At 66.8% G+C, this 15,590-nt stretch carries 8 protein-coding genes; 1 reads left to right on the plus strand and 7 read right to left on the minus strand.

The features are described from left to right. Window positions 1-157 precede the first annotated feature (157 nt). Both MBENS4_RS00155 and MBENS4_RS00160 read right to left on the minus strand, forming a co-directional pair. Window positions 158-1,891 carry a sulfatase family protein gene (locus MBENS4_RS00155; RefSeq protein ID WP_242404715.1) on the minus strand — a complete coding sequence of 578 codons (1,734 nt, stop codon included), beginning with the start codon at window positions 1,889-1,891 and terminating at the stop codon, window positions 158-160. Next, window positions 1,888-3,231 (minus strand): MFS transporter, encoded by a 1,344-nt coding sequence (locus MBENS4_RS00160; RefSeq protein ID WP_052321893.1) that lies wholly within the window; start codon window positions 3,229-3,231, stop codon window positions 1,888-1,890. Before MBENS4_RS00160 ends, MBENS4_RS00155 begins: the two co-directional genes overlap by 4 nt. A 186-nt stretch (window positions 3,232-3,417) precedes the next feature. On the opposite strand from MBENS4_RS00160, the gene MBENS4_RS00165 reads away from it, so the two are divergent. Further along, window positions 3,418-4,476, plus strand: a complete 1,059-nt coding sequence (locus MBENS4_RS00165; protein ID WP_242404716.1) for a LacI family DNA-binding transcriptional regulator — start codon at window positions 3,418-3,420, stop codon at window positions 4,474-4,476. Between the two features lie 29 nt (window positions 4,477-4,505). Here the strand turns inward: MBENS4_RS00165 and MBENS4_RS00170 are convergent, their stop codons facing one another. From MBENS4_RS00170 to MBENS4_RS00190, 5 genes are all read right to left on the minus strand, one after another. Beyond that, window positions 4,506-6,194 carry a glycoside hydrolase family 3 protein gene (locus tag MBENS4_RS00170; RefSeq protein WP_052321894.1) on the minus strand — a complete coding sequence of 563 codons (1,689 nt, stop codon included), beginning with the start codon at window positions 6,192-6,194 and terminating at the stop codon, window positions 4,506-4,508. Between the two features lie 104 nt (window positions 6,195-6,298). Next, window positions 6,299-8,581: a TonB-dependent receptor gene (locus MBENS4_RS00175; RefSeq protein ID WP_039387943.1), complete on the minus strand. Its 2,283-nt coding sequence runs from the start codon at window positions 8,579-8,581 to the stop codon at window positions 6,299-6,301. A 382-nt stretch (window positions 8,582-8,963) separates the two neighbouring features. After that, complete coding sequence (locus tag MBENS4_RS00180; RefSeq protein ID WP_039387945.1) at window positions 8,964-12,155, minus strand: autotransporter outer membrane beta-barrel domain-containing protein; 3,192 nt, start codon at window positions 12,153-12,155, stop codon at window positions 8,964-8,966. 65 nt (window positions 12,156-12,220) lie between these two features. Next, window positions 12,221-14,593: a TonB-dependent receptor gene (locus MBENS4_RS00185; RefSeq protein WP_039387947.1), complete on the minus strand. Its 2,373-nt coding sequence runs from the start codon at window positions 14,591-14,593 to the stop codon at window positions 12,221-12,223. Between the two features lie 3 nt (window positions 14,594-14,596). Next, entirely contained in the window at window positions 14,597-15,583 is a 987-nt protein-coding gene (locus MBENS4_RS00190; RefSeq protein ID WP_039387948.1) for a FecR family protein, read from the minus strand. Window positions 15,584-15,590: the final 7 nt, after the last annotated feature.

Here is a 15,590-nt window from a genome sequence, read left to right on the forward strand (position 1 = left end):
GTCCCCGGGGACTTGGCATCCTTGTGGCCGGTCGTGGATTGAGCGGCACGAAGGACACGCTGGCAACGTGAACGTACCGCACGGACATGCCACCAAGGAAAAGGCCCGGCTGCTCCCACGAGCGACCGGGCCTTTCTCATTCCGTCGGATGCGTGGCTTAGTGGCCGCGGCGGTCCGGGACGTAGCGCTCCCCCTTGCGGTCGGCCTCGATCTTGGCCTCGGTGTCGGGATAGAGGTCGTTCATCTTGCCCGGAAGGTTGGGCTCTGCGTACCACTCGCTCGGGAAGTCGGCCGCGCGGTGACCATCCTTGTGGCGCAGGACCAGGCCCTTGCTGGCGCGCTGCGTGTAGGGGATGTCGTGCTTGCCCCGCTGGTTGGCGAGGTCGGCATAGAGGGCGGCGCGCAGCTCGTTCTTACGGTCAAGCTGGGCGGGATCCTCGATGCGGTTGTGCAGTTCCTCGGGGTCCTGCGCCACGTTGTAGAGTTCCTCGGTATCCCAGATGCCGTGGTACTGGATGTACTTCCACCCGTCGCGCTCGATGGCGAAGGTGGTCGGTGTCTGCGGGAACTGCCAGTCCCAGTAATACTCGTAGACGAAGTCGCCCGCCTTCCAGTTTTCCGGCGCGGTGCGTCCCTCGGCAAGCGAGAGGAAGCTCTTGCCTTCCATCTGTTCAGGCTCAGCCACGCCCGCCAGATCGAGGAACGTCGGGGCGAGGTCGAGATTGCGCACCAGGTTGGGCACGGTCTTGCCCTCCGGCACGATCGCGGGTGCCCAGACCACCATCGGCACGCGCACCGAAGGCTCGTAGGCGTTGCGCTTGTCGATCAAGCCGTGGTCGCCGAACAGGAAGCCGTTGTCGGAATAGAACACGATCATCGTGCTGCGATCGAGCTTGTTCTTGCGCAGGTACGTCAGGATGCGGCCAAGGCTGTCGTCGACCGAGCCCAGCGTCTCGTAATAGCGGCGAATGTATTCGGGCAGCGGCTCGTCGGTGTGGTAGGGGAAGTCCGCGCCGTGCCAGCTGTTGCGCTGGTTGCGCACCCACATGGGCTTGCCTTCGTTGTTGCGCGGGGTGTCCGCCCAGCTCTCGGGCAGATCGACATCAAGATCCGCGTATTCGCCCTTGTGGCTTTCCTCGGGCGTCGGGTCGGAATGGACCGCCTTATGGCTGAGGTAGAGGAAGAAGGGCTGCTTCGTGTCGCGCTCCTTCAGCCAGTCGAGCGCGTAGTCGGTAAGCTCGGTCGTGATATACTTCTGGCGGTTCACCTCCACACCATCGACGTTGAGCTGCTGGCGCTTGCCCGCCGCGATCTCCTCCGGCGAAAGACGCTCGGTCGGGAAATAGGTGCCCTGCCCCTGGAAGCTGACCCAGCGGTCGAATCCGGGGCGCGGGTCCGCATTGGCATCGCCCATGTGCCACTTGCCGAAGAAACCGGTCTGGTAGCCCGCCTGCTGGAGGTAGCTGGGGAAGAAAGTGAGGCCCTTCTCGCTCGAATTGGTGTTGTCGATCACGCCGTGGTTGCGCGCGGTCTGGCCGGTCAGGATCGTCGCCCGGCTCGGGCTGCACAGCGAGGAGGTTACCACCGCGTTGGGGAAATAGGTCCCGTGGCTGGCGAGATAGTCGATGTTGGGCGTGTTGAGGCCCGGCGTCAGGAAGCCCATGGCATCGAAACGCAGGTCATCGACAAGCACGAAGATCATGTTCATCGGCTTGCCATCGACGGTGCGCACCGGCTGCGCGCCGGTTTCGGCCGTGGGGGCCGCCGTCTGGGCCTGCACCGGCGCCGTGGACAGCGGCAGGCTGGCAATCGCCGCCGTGCCTGCAAGGGCAAGGGCGAGCTTCTTCATGCGCCCGCCAAGCGGGCTCTTGCGCGAGGGGAGGTTCTTCATGCCACATTTTCCTTCCGGGCAGATGCCTTGAGGCCGGCCATGCCCACCAGCAGCAGGACGAGAGCCAGCGGCGAGGCCACCGCGCACACGAGCGAAATGGATTCGCCCACCCGCGCCGGGTCGCCAAAGACGAGGTCGGTCACCAGCGCCACGGCCGTCGGGCCGAGGGTGGAACCGATCAGGTTGATCGAGAGCATGTAGACGACCGAGACCATCGCCCGCATGCGGTTGGGCGTGAGCCCCTGGAGGGCGGCAAGACCGCCGCCAAAGTTGAACCCGGCAAAGAAGTTCATCGCCCCGATCCCGGCGAGCGCCAGCGAGGCGGTCGGCATCAGCGGGAAGCCGATGGTAAGCGGGATCAGCGCGGTAAAGCCGATGACGGCGGCCTTGAGGTTGCCATAGGGCGTGCGCTTTTCCAGCGCGCTCGCCACGAAGCCGCCCGAAAGCGCGCCGCCGGTGCCGCAGAAGAACACGATCCAGCCATAGGACGCGCCGATCTCGCTGATGTTCATGCCGTAGGAACGTTCCAGGAAGGCCGGGATCCAGGCGCCCGTGCCGTTGCCCACGAAGATCATCAGCGAGAAGCCGACGATGATCCCGAAGTAGGCACGTCCGTGCGTGCGCAGCTGGCTGAAGAAGTGGCCCATGGGCGCCGCTGCAGGCTGTGCGTCGCTGACGCTGCCCCGGCGCTTGGGCTCGCGCACGAGGAACATCGCAAGCGAGAGCAGCGCGCCCGGAATACCCAGCAGCAGGAAGATGATGTGCCAGCCCTTCATCGTGCCGAGCAGCGGGATGAGAACATCGGAATTGGGCGGAATGGCGCCTGCAATGAGACCACCCAGGATCAGCGCACCCGCGCCGCCGAAGTAGACGCCCATGTTGTAGACGCCCATCGCCAGGCCCAGCTTCTCCTTGGGGAAGTAGTCGGCGAGGATCGAGTAGGCCGAGGGCGAAAGGCCGCCCTCGCCCACGCCCACCGCGATGCGCGCGGTAAACAGGCCAGTGAAGCTGCGCACCATGCCGCAGGCCGCCGTCGCCAGGCTCCAGATGAAGATCGAGGCCGCGATGATGTTGCGACGGTTCGAACGGTCCGCCACCCAGGCGACCGGGATCCCGACGAGGACGTAGAACAGCGTGAACGAGAGGCCGTAGAGCAGGCTCATCGCGGTATCGCTGACCCCGAAGTCCTCCTTGATCGGCTGCACCAGAAGCGCCAGCGCCTGGCGGTCGACAAAGGCCAGCGTATAGGCCAGCATGAGCAGGAACGCGGCGGTCCAGGCTTCGCGCGCAGGTGGCCAGGGCGCCTCGGTGGCGGCCTCGGATGCGGGGGTGGCGGTCATCGGGATCCTCTCGCAGTGCGCATTATCGTTTGCGCCGTGTTCTTTAGCGTGCAGTCTGGCGACACGAAGCGATTGCACCTGTACGAACTGTCTTGCAAGACAGGACGGCATGACGCAATGTAGCGCTAAATTGCTAGTGAAAGCTCGGGCCCTTGTCAACCAGCCCGGGGATGACCGGGGACGTGGATGATGGACAAGAAAGTGGGCACACGATCGCGCAGGCGTTCGGGCGGCGGGGTCACGATGGCCGCCGTCGCGCGCCATGCCGGTGTCTCCTCGATGACGGTTTCCAATGTTCTCAACAACAAGCCGAGTGTTCTTCCCGCCACGCGCGACGCCGTGCTGAAGGCCATCGCCGAACTCGACTACCGGCCCAACACCGCCGCGCGTGCGCTGGCCAGCGCCAGCAATTACCGCATCGGCCTGCTCCACCGCGACAGCGACAGCGCGCTCTTGAGCGCGATGCTGGTCGGCACGCTCAATGCCTCGGCCCGGCTCGGCGTCCAGCTCAACATCAAGGTCTACGACCAGAAGAACCCGCTGGATTCGGTGCGCGAGTTCCTGAACACGTCACCCGACGGCCTGCTCCTGCCTCCACCGCTGTGCGAACGGGTGAGCGCGGCCGGCCTGCCTGAGGAATACGACGTCCCCATGGTCGCCCTCGCCTCGGGCCGGGCACTGGCCAACATGCACTGCGTGCGCATCGACGACGAACAGGCGGCCTACGAGACGACCGGCATCCTGCTGCGCGCAGGCCACCGTCGCATCGGCTTCGTGCGCATTCCCAGCCTTGCCGGGGAAAGCCGCTTTGCCGGATATGCCCGCGCGCTCTCCGACCAGGGCCTGGCACTGGATGAAGCGCTGGTCTGGAACGCCCGCCCAACCTTCGATGCGGGCCTGCGCCTCGCCGAGGAGATCCTGCCCGGCAAGCGCACGATCACCGCCATGTTCGCAGGCAACGACGATATGGCCGCTGCCTTCGTGAACGTGGCGCTGCGCACGAACCTGCGCATTCCCGAAGATATCTCGGTGGTGGGCTTTGACGACACGCCCATCGCCGTAAAGATTTGGCCCGCGCTCACCACTGTGCGCCAGCCGCTTGGCGAGATCGCCGAAGTCGCCACGCGACATCTCGTGGCCGAATTGCAGGCGCGCGACAAGGAGACGAAGGCGGCTCCAGGGGGAACCACCTTCGTCGACTACCAGATCATCGAGCGGAATTCGGTTGCGCCCCCATCGTCCTGAGGCGCGTTGCGACCCGAAGCGCTCTGGTTTCAGTAGCGAAGCTGCTCTTCGCCACAGAAAGGATCGACCGGGCTCACGCCCGTGAACGGCGCCTTGCCGAGCAGCCGTTCGACCAGCGCGGACTGCACCGAAGGCAGCGCGCTGTAGCCATTGATGTAGGTGCGCACGTCGGGCGCATCGTAAAGATAGTAGGGCTGGCCCAGCGAGATCATCAGCGTCGGGATCTCGCGCGAGAAGCGCTTCATCGCCTTGCGCGCGCCGCCGTGAAGCGCGGTCCAGTCAAGGTAGATGTGCGAGAGGCTGGCGGTTGCCTCCTGGCCGATGAGGTAGACGACAAGGTCGGTGTCTTCAGGCGCCGGAGGGGTCTCGGCATCGTACATGCGCAAGTCGAAACCGGCCTTGCGCATGTCCTCGCGGAAGACGTCGAGACTGCGCGGCAGCGCGCCGGAGATGAAGTTCCAGCCTTCCTCGGCCAGCAGCACCACGCGCCTGTGCCGTGCGGGGTCAAGCGGCAGCAGGTCCTGCGTGTCCTTGACCAGCGTGATGGCGCGCGCGTTGGCCTCGGCCGCCACAGCCTCGCTCTCGGGCGTGGAGAGGCGTGTCGTGCCCTCCTCAATCGGGGGCACCCATTCATCCAGGGTCATGCGGTGAAGGCCAAGCCGGGCCTTCAGCGTCAGGATCATGCGCACGGCATCTTCCAGACGCTGCTCGCTCAGCGCGCCGCGGCGCAGGCCGTCCATCATGTGGCGATAGTCCCCGCCCGGATCGGGCGAGAACAGGAACATGTCGCAGCCGTTCTCGATCACGGCAGGCACGGCCTCGGCGCGCTCCTGCCAGCCGGTGAGACCGCCCATGGGAGTCGCGTCGGAAACGATCAGCCCCTTGAAGCCCAGTTCGCCGCGCAGAAGTTCAAGGTTGAGACGCTTCGAGACCGAGGCAGGTACGAACCGCCCGGCCCCGGCATCGGCGGGAAAGGCGGCGGGCAGCGCGATATGCGCGGACATCACCGACATGACGCCCTTGGCAAACATTGTGCGGTAGATCTCGCCGAAGCTCGCGTGCCACTCATTCATGGAGAGGCCGTTGACGCTGGTCACGAGGTGCTGGTCGCGGTCATCGATGCCATCGCCCGGCCAGTGCTTGGCGCAAGTGGCGATGCCGCCCGCCTGGAGCACCTCGGTCATGATCCCCGCTTCGCGCAGGATCGTCGCCATGTCCGAACCGTAGGATCGCGTGCCCACGACCGGGTTGCGGAAATTGCGGTTGATGTCGACGACCGGACTGAAGGTCCAGTTGAAGCCCTGACGGCGCGCTTCGCGAAGAACGATCGCCGAGATACGGCGCGAGAGGTCCTCGTCTGCGCAGGCGGCAAGGCCCATCTGGTTGGGAACGGCGGTGGCGAAGGCCTGGCTGACCGTGCCCCCTTCGATATCACCGCTGATGAGCGGGGGAATGCGCGATTCCTGGATGGCCGCGCGGGTCGCTTCCCAGGCCGCCTTGAGGTCGTGCCCGGGGAAGCGGTGGATCCCGCCCACGCCCAGTGCGCAGTGGCGGGAAATTTCGGCGAGGTCATCGCCGATCGAACTGAGTGCGAAGAGCTGACCGACCTTGCCCTCGACGCTGAGCGTGTCGAGCGTGGCCTCGACCCAGGCCCGATCCTCGGGCGCAAGCGCCAGGGGATCGATGGTCACAGGGTCATTCAGTTCGCATTCGGTCATCTAGGCCAGGTCCATCTTGGTGGCGGATGTGCTGGCGGCGGCCCTGGGAGGAGGAGGAGAGAGCGGGCCGCCGCCAGACGGTTTTCCTGAGGGAGGGTGGGCCCTCAGAAACTGTAGGACGCGCGCACACCCCAGTAGCGTGCGCCATCGCGCAGGACCTGCTGGTAGGTACGACCGCCATTGAATCCGGAGTCGAAGATGTTGGACACGTTGTTCTGGTCGAACAGATTGCGCACGAAGACAGTCACCGAGTAGCTGTCATCCTTCGATTCCACACCGGCCGAGAGGTTCACCAGGCCAAAGCCCCCCTGCGCGGCACGCGGGTTCTGGTCGATCTGGTAGGACACCTTGGTCTGGTAGCTGCCATCGACCATCACGAAGCCATCGACGGGCGCGCTGTCACCGAAGGGCACGGTCTGACGCAGCGAGCCGGTGAGACGGAAGTCGGGCGCGTTGGGCAGATCGCCGCCCGCCAGATCCTGCACCCCATCGACGCAGCCCTCGGCCGCGGTCTGGCCACGATAGCAGGGGCCGAGCGGGAAGGAGTCGATGCGCGCATCGAGCAGCGTCATGCCCAGGTTCACCGTGGTAAGCGAAGTCGGGCGAATGGTACCTTCCAGCTCGATACCCTTGGTCGAGGTCGAACCGGCGTTGAGCAGGTAGAACGCGACGTCACCGGGCAGCTGTGCCTGCGACTGGAAGTTCTTGTACTTGGTGTAGAACACCGCCGCGTTGAGCGACCACACGCCGTCCAGGCTCTGCAACTTGGCGCCGACTTCGAAGGCGTCGGACTGTTCGGCGTCGACCGGCTCGTAGTTGGGCTGCGCGGCGAAGATCAGGTTGAAGCCCTTGCCCTTGTAGCCACGCGAATAGCTGGCGTAGGCGTTGCCGAGGCTGCCCAGCTGGTAGCGCAGGCCGATCTTGCCGACGAGCGCGGTGTCGCTGGTCTTGCCATCGAAGTCGGCCGCGACGCCCGCAGCCCCGCCAAGCGCGCTGTCTCCGGCGACGAGCACATCGGCCGGGTCACGGTACACGTCCCAGTCCAGCGTCTCATGGAGGAGGCGCAGGCCACCGAACATCTCGAGCGTGTCGGTAAGATAGATGTTGGTGCTGGCAAAGACGGCAAGGTTGGTGTTCTTGGTCGACCCCGTGAACTGGCCGCTGCGCGGGCCAGCCGGGAAGATCTGGCGACGCTGGAAGCCGGTGTCGAGGTCGAGCAGGAAGGCATAGCCGCCGAACAGCACGTCGAAGCCGCCGAGGTCACCCGAGACCACGCGCAGTTCCTGCGAGTACTGCTTGAGGTTGGTGGTGCCGGTGTTGACGTCCCACAGGTTCACGCCGGGCACCGGCTCGGAAAGCGAGGTGTAGTCGACGTCCGAACGGGCGGTGAAGTCCCAGCCGCGCACGGCGGTGATCGAGACCAGCTGGAGGTCGTCGTTCAGGCGCGCCTGGATGCGGCCCGAGACGCCCCACTGTTCGCTGTCGTTGGTGGTGTCCGCGTTGAGGTTGACGTCGCGGTTGTCGGGCGAGGCCACGACCGGCGCGATTGCGTCGGCATAGGCCTGGCCATCGACCGCGCGCAGGGTCGGGCTCGCATCGTTGGTGCCGTTGCGGTAGTCGCCGATCAGCGTGATCTTGAGGTCGTTGTGGGGCTCGTAGACGAACTTGGCACGGCCGCCGTAGTTGCGATAGCCGCCCAGCTTGTCATCGCCGATGCCCGAGACATTGTCGATGAAGCCATCGTAATCCTTGTAGTAGCCGCTGACGCTGAGGCCCGCATCCTTGGCCACCGGACCCGAGATGATGCCGCGTGCCTGCCATTCGCCGCCCTGGGCGAAGCTGCCGTCGACCTTGCCCGAGAGGTAGGAGGTCGGATCCGACGTCGTGACCGAGACCAGGCCAGCCGAGGCGTTCTTGCCGAACAGGGTCGACTGGGGACCGCGCAGGACTTCGACGCGCTGCACGTCGATGAGGTCCTGGAAGCCCTGCCCTGCGCGCGCCATCACGACGTCGTCGACGACGATCGAGACGGCAGGCTCGGTCGCGACCGAGAAGACGGTGGTGCCGATACCGCGAATGTTGAGCGAGCTGTCACCCGGATTGTCGCCCTGGGTGAAGGTGAGCGAGGGAGAGACCTGGACCAGCCCTTCGACCGCGCTGACGCCCGCTGCCTGCAGCTGCTCGCCGCTGACGACCGAAACCGCGATGGGGACTTCCTGAAGCGTTTCCTCACGCATGTTCGCGGTGACGATGATGGCATTGCCGGTGACGGTGTCGTCGGCGCCCGCTTCGGCTGCCATGTCCTGCGCGAAGGCCGGAGCGCCCAGCGCCAGTGCCATCACACCGGCCGCGATACCGCAGGCCAGCTCAGTCTTTCGGAAATTCATCGGATCCTCTCCACTAAACACGTCAGGCTTCAATGCGCTCCGCATCTGCCTGTTGTTTTTAGCGCTAAATCATTTGCCCGGATTTCGTCAAGCCAAATTGGCAAGTCGCTGATTGTGCGGCGGCTTTCCCGGGAATGCGTTGCAAAATGCGCACAGTGGACCGGCCTCGAAACACCCTGAAAGCCCCGATTCGTGCGGCTTTGAGGGACTTTGCGAATCTGCGTTGAGGGGGAGCCGCGACAGAGACGGTCCGTCCTGCGGCATGCAAAAGGCCCCCGGTCTGCACCGGGGGCCGAGGCACTTCCTGCGCGATGCCCGACAGGTGGCCAGGAGGGAGCGACACCTGGGCGCCGTCCCCTCCCCACCGGCCTGTCGCCGCACTTTACCACTTCACGGTGACGCTGCCCCGAAGCGCCAGGGCGACCTCGCCGTGACGGCGGTCAGCCGAGAGCTCGCCGCCCATGATGAAGCCGCTGGGGCCACCATAGGCCCGCAGGCGCCCGTACCAGCCGCCGGTCGTACCATCGGGATCGAGCCGGAACGCCTCGCCCGGCTCGACCTCACCGGTGCCGAAGCGCGCCGTCGTCGCGCCAAGACCGCCGCTCAGCACCTCGCGCCAGCCGCCTTCGGTCTCGATCCGCATCCAGCCTTCATCGCCCGCCGACATGCCCAGCACATCGACGCCCACGGTCATCCCCGCATTGAGGCCAAGCTCGTCGCTGGTGCGATCCTCGACCAAGAGGCCCAGCGCATCGTCGCCGGTTTCGCCGTAGCCGTCTTCCTTCAAGCGCACGTAGTCGAGCGAGACCTGCGGGCGGAAGAAGAAGTGCTGGCTGCCTCCCTCGGCCGAGATGCCGCCGATGGCGCTGACGAAGCGGCCGTTCCAGCTGCCATCGATCGTGCGCGTGACGGTCTCCTGCGCCGTCACGCCCGAGAAGGTGCGCTCGCTGTCGAAGTCGGCATGGCCGATGGAGGCGCGCGCAAAACCCCCGATCGGGCCGAAATGCCCGCGCCAGTGCACCGCGCCCTCGACCGACTGGGACTTGACCTCGCTCGCCGCGCCACTCGTGTGCTGGTTCCAGATGTAGGAAGCCGTCGCACCGAAATAGCCGATGCCGGTGCGGTATTCTCCAGTGAGCGACCAGGCATAGCCATTGAGGTCATAGGCCGCAGTCGCCCCGGTATCCTTCTCGCTCCCCCAGAAGGCCAGGTTCACGTTGGTCGAGAAGCGGCTTTCATCGCCTGCGGGATGCGGCGGATCCTGGAGCTGGCGGGCCAGCGTGCGTACGCCCAGGCTGATACCCTCGAAGCCGCCGCCCGCATGGTCGGGGAGCATCTGCCCCACGGTGTCGCGGAAGGTGTCGCCATCGGTGATGGCAAGGAACACATCCTCGATCTCCTCATCGGCGGCAAGGGCGGCAAAGGCCGCGTCATAGGCGCTCGCCTGCGAACGGTTGAGACCCAGTTCCTCGCGCGTGCGGCGCGCGATGTCGACGACGATGGAATTGGCGCCGGCCTCCTCATCAAGCTGTGCCTTGAACATGAAGGGCACCAGGTCGGTGACGGTCTCGATATTGTCGCGCCCTTCCAGCGTGCCCGCCGTCAGGACCTCGTAGCTGCCTTCGGCGGTCGTGACATCGGCCAGCCGCAAGGCAAGGCGCGAGCCCTCCGCGAACCGCGCGGTACCCGCCACATTGTAGGCGCTGCCCTGTCCCGGCGCGGAATCGAGCGTGGCCACCAGGACACTGCCCTCCCCCACCTCGAGCGAGCCGATGTTGGCCGGGCTGCGCAGATCCAGCGCACCGCCCGAGAGCGTGACCGCAGCCTGGCCAGCGTTGACGAGCGCGCCCATGAAATAGGCATTCCCGGCAAGATCAAGCCGGTCCGCGCCGCCGCCGAAATCGAGCGTGCCTTCATAGCTGGCCGAGCCTTCGAGGCTCACCCGATCCGCGCCCGAGCCGAACGTCACATCGCCTGTCTGCACGGCATCGCCCGAGAGCGTCAGCGTGTTGTCGCCTGCCCCGAACGCGACATTGCCGGTCAGCGTGCCATCGGCAATCGAGAGCGTGTCGTTGCCACTGCCAAGGCGTACATCGCCCGTAATCTCTGGTGCATCGTAGCCCGCCGCGACCGCCGTCTGGCGTACCGTCACATCCCCGCTGGCCGCGGACAGGTCGATCGCCACGTTCGTGCCGTCCGCACCGCTGGCGATGATCGCGCCACTGTTGTCGAGCGCGGCCAGCGTGCCACTCTCATCGCGCACGGCGTAGGTCGTGCCGTCCTCGCCGCTCGTCGCCTGGATCGTACCGCTGTTTCGCAGCGCCCCAAGAGTTGCGCCCTGCTCCACGTGAATGGCCGCGACCTGCTCCCCGCCCGAGGCGCGGATGGTCCCGGCATTGCGCAGTTCGGGGACATCCGCACCCGCACCGATACGCACCGCCGTTGCATTGCCGCCATCGGACAGCGCAGCAATGGTGCCGTTGACGCCGATACCATTGGCAATCGCGACCTCGCCGCCCTGCCCGCCGATGACAAGCGCGTTCGCATCGACACCTTCGTAGAGACCTCGCCCCTCAATCACGCCATCGACCTGGAGCCCGTAACCACGCGCCGTGCCCTCGACCGCGCCAATGGCGATATCCCTGTCCGCTGCGCCGATGACCATGGCCGGAGCCTCGCCATAGGAGATGACCCGGGCGCTGCCTTCGTCGGCATCGGGCAGGCCGTCGCCATCCTCATCATCGACATCAGGATCGGTGTCAGCTGGTGCGACGGCGAGGACGATGCCGCCCGCGACATCGCCGCCAATCACGAGCGCCGAGCCGCCCTGGAGCAGGTCGTCGGCATCGAGGTCCGAAGGATCGGCCGGAACACTGGTATAGCGGTAGCCGGTGGCAGCAAGCGTGCCCTGCACCACCATTGCACCGCCTACATCGCCAGAGACGCGCGCGCCAATGGCATCCTCGCCCTGCGCACGGATCGTCCCGGCAAGGCGCACGTCGCCGGAGATGTCCCCGGCCTCGATGCTAACCGAGCGATCGCCCGTCACCACCGTTTCGCCATCATGGAGGAGGTCCCCGGTCAGCGGACCGCCAAGGGCGATACCGGCCGAATCGTTGCCCTGCACGGCAATTTCACCGCTGTTCGTGATCGTGCCCTCGTGCGCGCCCATCGTGCGGATGCCGTACCGATTGGAACCCAGCGCGAAAGGGCCGTCGAGATCGCCGTCGTTATCCTCGTCTTCAGGCGTATAAGGCTCATCCACCGTGATCGTGCCGGTGTTGGTGATGTCGCCCTGCGTTCCGGCCTGGGCGAGGATCCCGGCCTGGCCGTTGCTCACCGCGATCTCGCCCGCGTTGGAGACGGCGTGATTGCTGTCCATCGTCACCGCCGTGCCGCCCGTGAGAGTGACCGAGCCATCCTCGGTGATCGCGATGGACCCGGGCGCGCCATCGGCAATGGTCGAAGTGCGCAAAGGGGATGTGCGGGCGTCGGTGACGTCCTCGGCTAGTGCCGGCTGCGCAGCGGCGGCGAGGGCAAGAACGGCAGTAGAGGCTAGCAGGTATCGCGGCATTTCAGTCCCTTCAGGTCGTTTTGACCGATAGGACGGAGCCACGGGCGGACAGCCTTGAAAAAAGTTCAGAACGCGGTGTCGAGACCGATGCGCAGCGTGCGCGGACGCAGCGGCGTGACCTGCTCGCGCCCGGTGCCAAAGGGCGTACCCAGGGCGAAACGGTTGCCGCGCACATCGGCGATATTGGTGATGCCAAGGCTCACGCCAAGACGCTCGGTGCCCACGCGCACCAGCGCGCCGGTATCGAGGTAATCGCCCTGCGGCGCGCCGAGTTCGGGCCCGACGCCCAGACGCGAACGCCCGACGTAGCTGGCCCAGCCCTGCGCCTTCAGCCGGATATCGCCGCCAAGCTCGCGATCCCAGCTCATCGCCACACGCGCGGCCAGATGGGCAATGTTGGGCACATGCATCGAGCGCGTGGAGAGGAGCATGAGCGGCAGTGCAGGCTCGTCCACCTTGCTGCGGTTCCATGAAATGCCTGCCTCGGCCCGAAGTCCCCGGGCCAGCCGCAGGCCTCCAGACGCGCTCGCCGTCCAGATCCGTCCGTCCCCGATATTGGCCGTACTGGGCAGGCCGCTCGCGTCGATGAAGTCGGCCTGGATGTCCTGCCAGCGCGTGTAGGAGAGCGAGAGCGCGAAATCGAACGCGCCGCGCCCCCGCTGGCCGTGACGTGCGCCCACCTCGAAGGTCTGCGTGTGGTCATCGCGAAAGCGCCGGACGTACTCGCTCTCGATGGCCAGGCCGCCGGGGCGGAAACCTTCCTGGTAGCGCAGGAAAAGCGAGGCCTCGGGCGCGAGTGTCAGGTTGAGCGCCGCCGAGGGCAGGACAGTCGTGAAGGAGCGGCGCGCGGCGATGTCCATCGCGGCATGGGCGAGTTGGATCTCGGGCCGGATGTCCTCACCCCCGCCGCCCAGCCGCGAATGGGTGATGCGCGCGCCCGCGGTCGCGACGAGCGGCGCGGCAAGGCGAAGGCTGGCCTCACCATAGAGCGTGCCTTCGTCCACGACATTGCGCACGCCAGCCGGGATCGCGCGCAGTGCAAATGACGTCAGCGAGCGGTTGAGGCGCGTTTCGTTGTGGGTAAAACTCACCCCTGCGACCCAGCCCACGCCCCCGCGCTCGGGCTGCCAGAGCCGGGTTTCGTGCGCCACCATGCGCGTGCGGTTGGCCTGCGTGAAGAGGCGCGGCGGCCCGCCTTGCGGGGTCGCATCGAAATTCTCCCTCAAGGTCTGGCGCACGAGGCCCGTCGTCGAGCGCAGGCGGACGGCCCCGAACCTTCCCGCGACGACGAGTTGCCCCATCGCGTAGTCCGCATCAGCCCGCTCGGCCACGCGCGCGCCGTTCTCCAGCCTGGATCCCTCCCGGTCGGCGTACTGGCTGTCGGCGTTGTCGGTCCGCTGGCCAAGGGCCATCAGCGTCACCGACCAGTCAGGTGCAGGTTCAAGCCGCAAGGCCACGCGCCCACCCAGGATATCGCTGCCGTTGACGTTGCGGCCATCGATACGCGGCTTGTCGATGTAGCCACCCGTGCGCTGGGCATCGAACGAGGCCCGCAGGCCCACGCGTCCCTCGACCAGCGGCAGGTTGAGCATGGCGCTGCCATCGACGCCCGGTTCGCCATGGCGCGTGAGCGAGCCGCCCAGAACGGCAGAACCCGCGATGTCGTCCAGGTCCGGCGCATGGGGGACAAGCCGGATGATGCCGCCCAGCGAGCCAGCACCATAGAGCGTACCCTGCGGCCCCTCCAGAACCTCGACGCGGGCCATGTCGGTGAGGCGCAGGTCCGGATCGGGCGCGTTGTAGGTGAGGCGCATGTCGCCCAGATACTGCCCAACAGTCGCCTGCGTGGGGCCGGTGAAGCTGGAATCCGCGATGCCGCGAATGAACAGCTTGTTGCGCCCGCTGCCCAGGTGCGTGGAGGCCACCGTCGGAAGCTGGCGGGTGATCTTCTCGGTCCCGCCGATGCCGCCCGCCTCCAGTTCCTCGGGCTCCAGGATCGCGACCTGGGCCGGAAGGTCGCCAAGCGCCAGCTCGCGCTTGCTGGAAAGCACGATGATCGGCGCGCCGGTGATTTCGCGGGGGGCTTCGGGCACCTGCGGCGCGGCGCGGGACGTGCGGGCCGGACGGGAAACCGGCTCGATACGCCAGGCCGCCGGGCCGGTCGCCACGACCCGTCCCCCCGCCGCACGCGCCAGCCGCCGCACGGCCTCGGCCGCAGGAATGCGCGCGTCGAGCGCGGGCACCGCGCGGCGCGCGAGTGCGGGGTCCACGATGACGACACTCGCCCCCGTCTGGCGCGCAATCGCGATGGCCGCCTGCGAGGCGCTACCAGCTTGGGTGTGGACACGGCTTTCCTGCCCCCGCGCAGCTACGGACACGGGCCACGCGCTGCCCAGCACCAGAGCAGCGCCCAGAGAAAGGCTCAGGACCTGGCGCATGGCTTAGCGGGGACCCAGGCTCCATCCAGCGCCTTCGCGCACAACACCAAGGCCAAGCAGCGCACCGAGCGATTGCGGATCCTTTCGGATCGGCTCGATCTGCAAGGAGCCTGAAACCGTGCGCCCGCGCGCCTCAGGGCGCACCGAAAACGCGATTCCCGTCGCGCGCGTGAGATCGGAAGCCACATCGCCCAGCGGGGCATCGACGAAGGTCAGGCGTCCCGCGCGCCATTCCCCGACCTGTTCGGGCGCAATCGCAGCCAGTTCGAAACGATCCTCCCCGGCCGCCCGGGTCAGGACCTGCGCGGGCTTCACGCGTACCTTCTCGCGCTCGGGATTGACCTCGACTTCGCCCTCGGACACCGCAACCCGCAACGCCCCATCCACGTGCCGCACGTCGAAGACAGTGCCGATGTCGCGCAGCCGCTCCTCGCCCACAGCGACTTCAAAGGGCGCATCGGGATCGTGGCGCACCGAGAACAGGGCCTGTCCCTGCTCCAGCCGGACGAAGCGCGCATTACCCTGCTCCATCGCAAGCCGGGTATCCCCGCCCAACGTCACGGTCGTCTCACCGCCCAGACGCACGGTGCGCGTCTCTCCCACTGCGGTGGCCACCTCGTAGGTAGTCGGGCCGCTTTGGTGCCAGATGCCGATCCCGGCCACGAGCGCCACGCTGGCCGCGAGCGCGCCTGCCAACCAGCGCCGACGCGGCACGCGGGCGTAGCTCTCCAGCGTGTCATCGACAAAGGCCGCGTTGCCCTCGGCCTCATCCGGCGAGGGAATCGCGGGCTCGGTATCGTTGGCAGGAGCGGTCCGCGCCAGGAGGTCGGCGCCGTCCAGCGCCGCCGCGCAGGCCGCATCATAGGCCTCGCCATGCGCCGGATCCTGCTCCAGCCAAGTGGTGAAGCTCTCCCAGTCTTCAAAACCGGGGTCCTGTGTCCGCACGGCCCAGTCGAGGGCCTGCGCGCGGATCGTCTCGTCAATGGGCACCACACGT

Origin of the sequence: Novosphingobium sp. MBES04 (assembly GCF_000813185.1) — a bacterium.
In the GTDB taxonomy this organism is placed as follows: domain Bacteria; phylum Pseudomonadota; class Alphaproteobacteria; order Sphingomonadales; family Sphingomonadaceae; genus Novosphingobium; species Novosphingobium decolorationis.

Excerpts from the sequence above, each read along its gene's own strand:
- MBENS4_RS00185 (WP_039387947.1), bottom strand. The coding sequence starts at position 14,593 with ATGCGCCAGGTCCTGAGCCTTTCTCTGGGCGCTGCTCTGGTGCTGGGC.
- MBENS4_RS00180 (WP_039387945.1), bottom strand. The coding sequence starts at position 12,155 with ATGCCGCGATACCTGCTAGCCTCTACTGCCGTTCTTGCCCTCGCCGCC.
- MBENS4_RS00165 (WP_242404716.1), top strand. The coding sequence starts at position 3,418 with ATGATGGACAAGAAAGTGGGCACACGATCGCGCAGGCGTTCGGGCGGC.
- MBENS4_RS00170 (WP_052321894.1), bottom strand. The coding sequence starts at position 6,194 with ATGACCGAATGCGAACTGAATGACCCTGTGACCATCGATCCCCTGGCG.
- MBENS4_RS00175 (WP_039387943.1), bottom strand. The coding sequence starts at position 8,581 with ATGAATTTCCGAAAGACTGAGCTGGCCTGCGGTATCGCGGCCGGTGTG.
- MBENS4_RS00160 (WP_052321893.1), bottom strand. The coding sequence starts at position 3,231 with ATGACCGCCACCCCCGCATCCGAGGCCGCCACCGAGGCGCCCTGGCCA.
- MBENS4_RS00155 (WP_242404715.1), bottom strand. The coding sequence starts at position 1,891 with ATGAAGAACCTCCCCTCGCGCAAGAGCCCGCTTGGCGGGCGCATGAAG.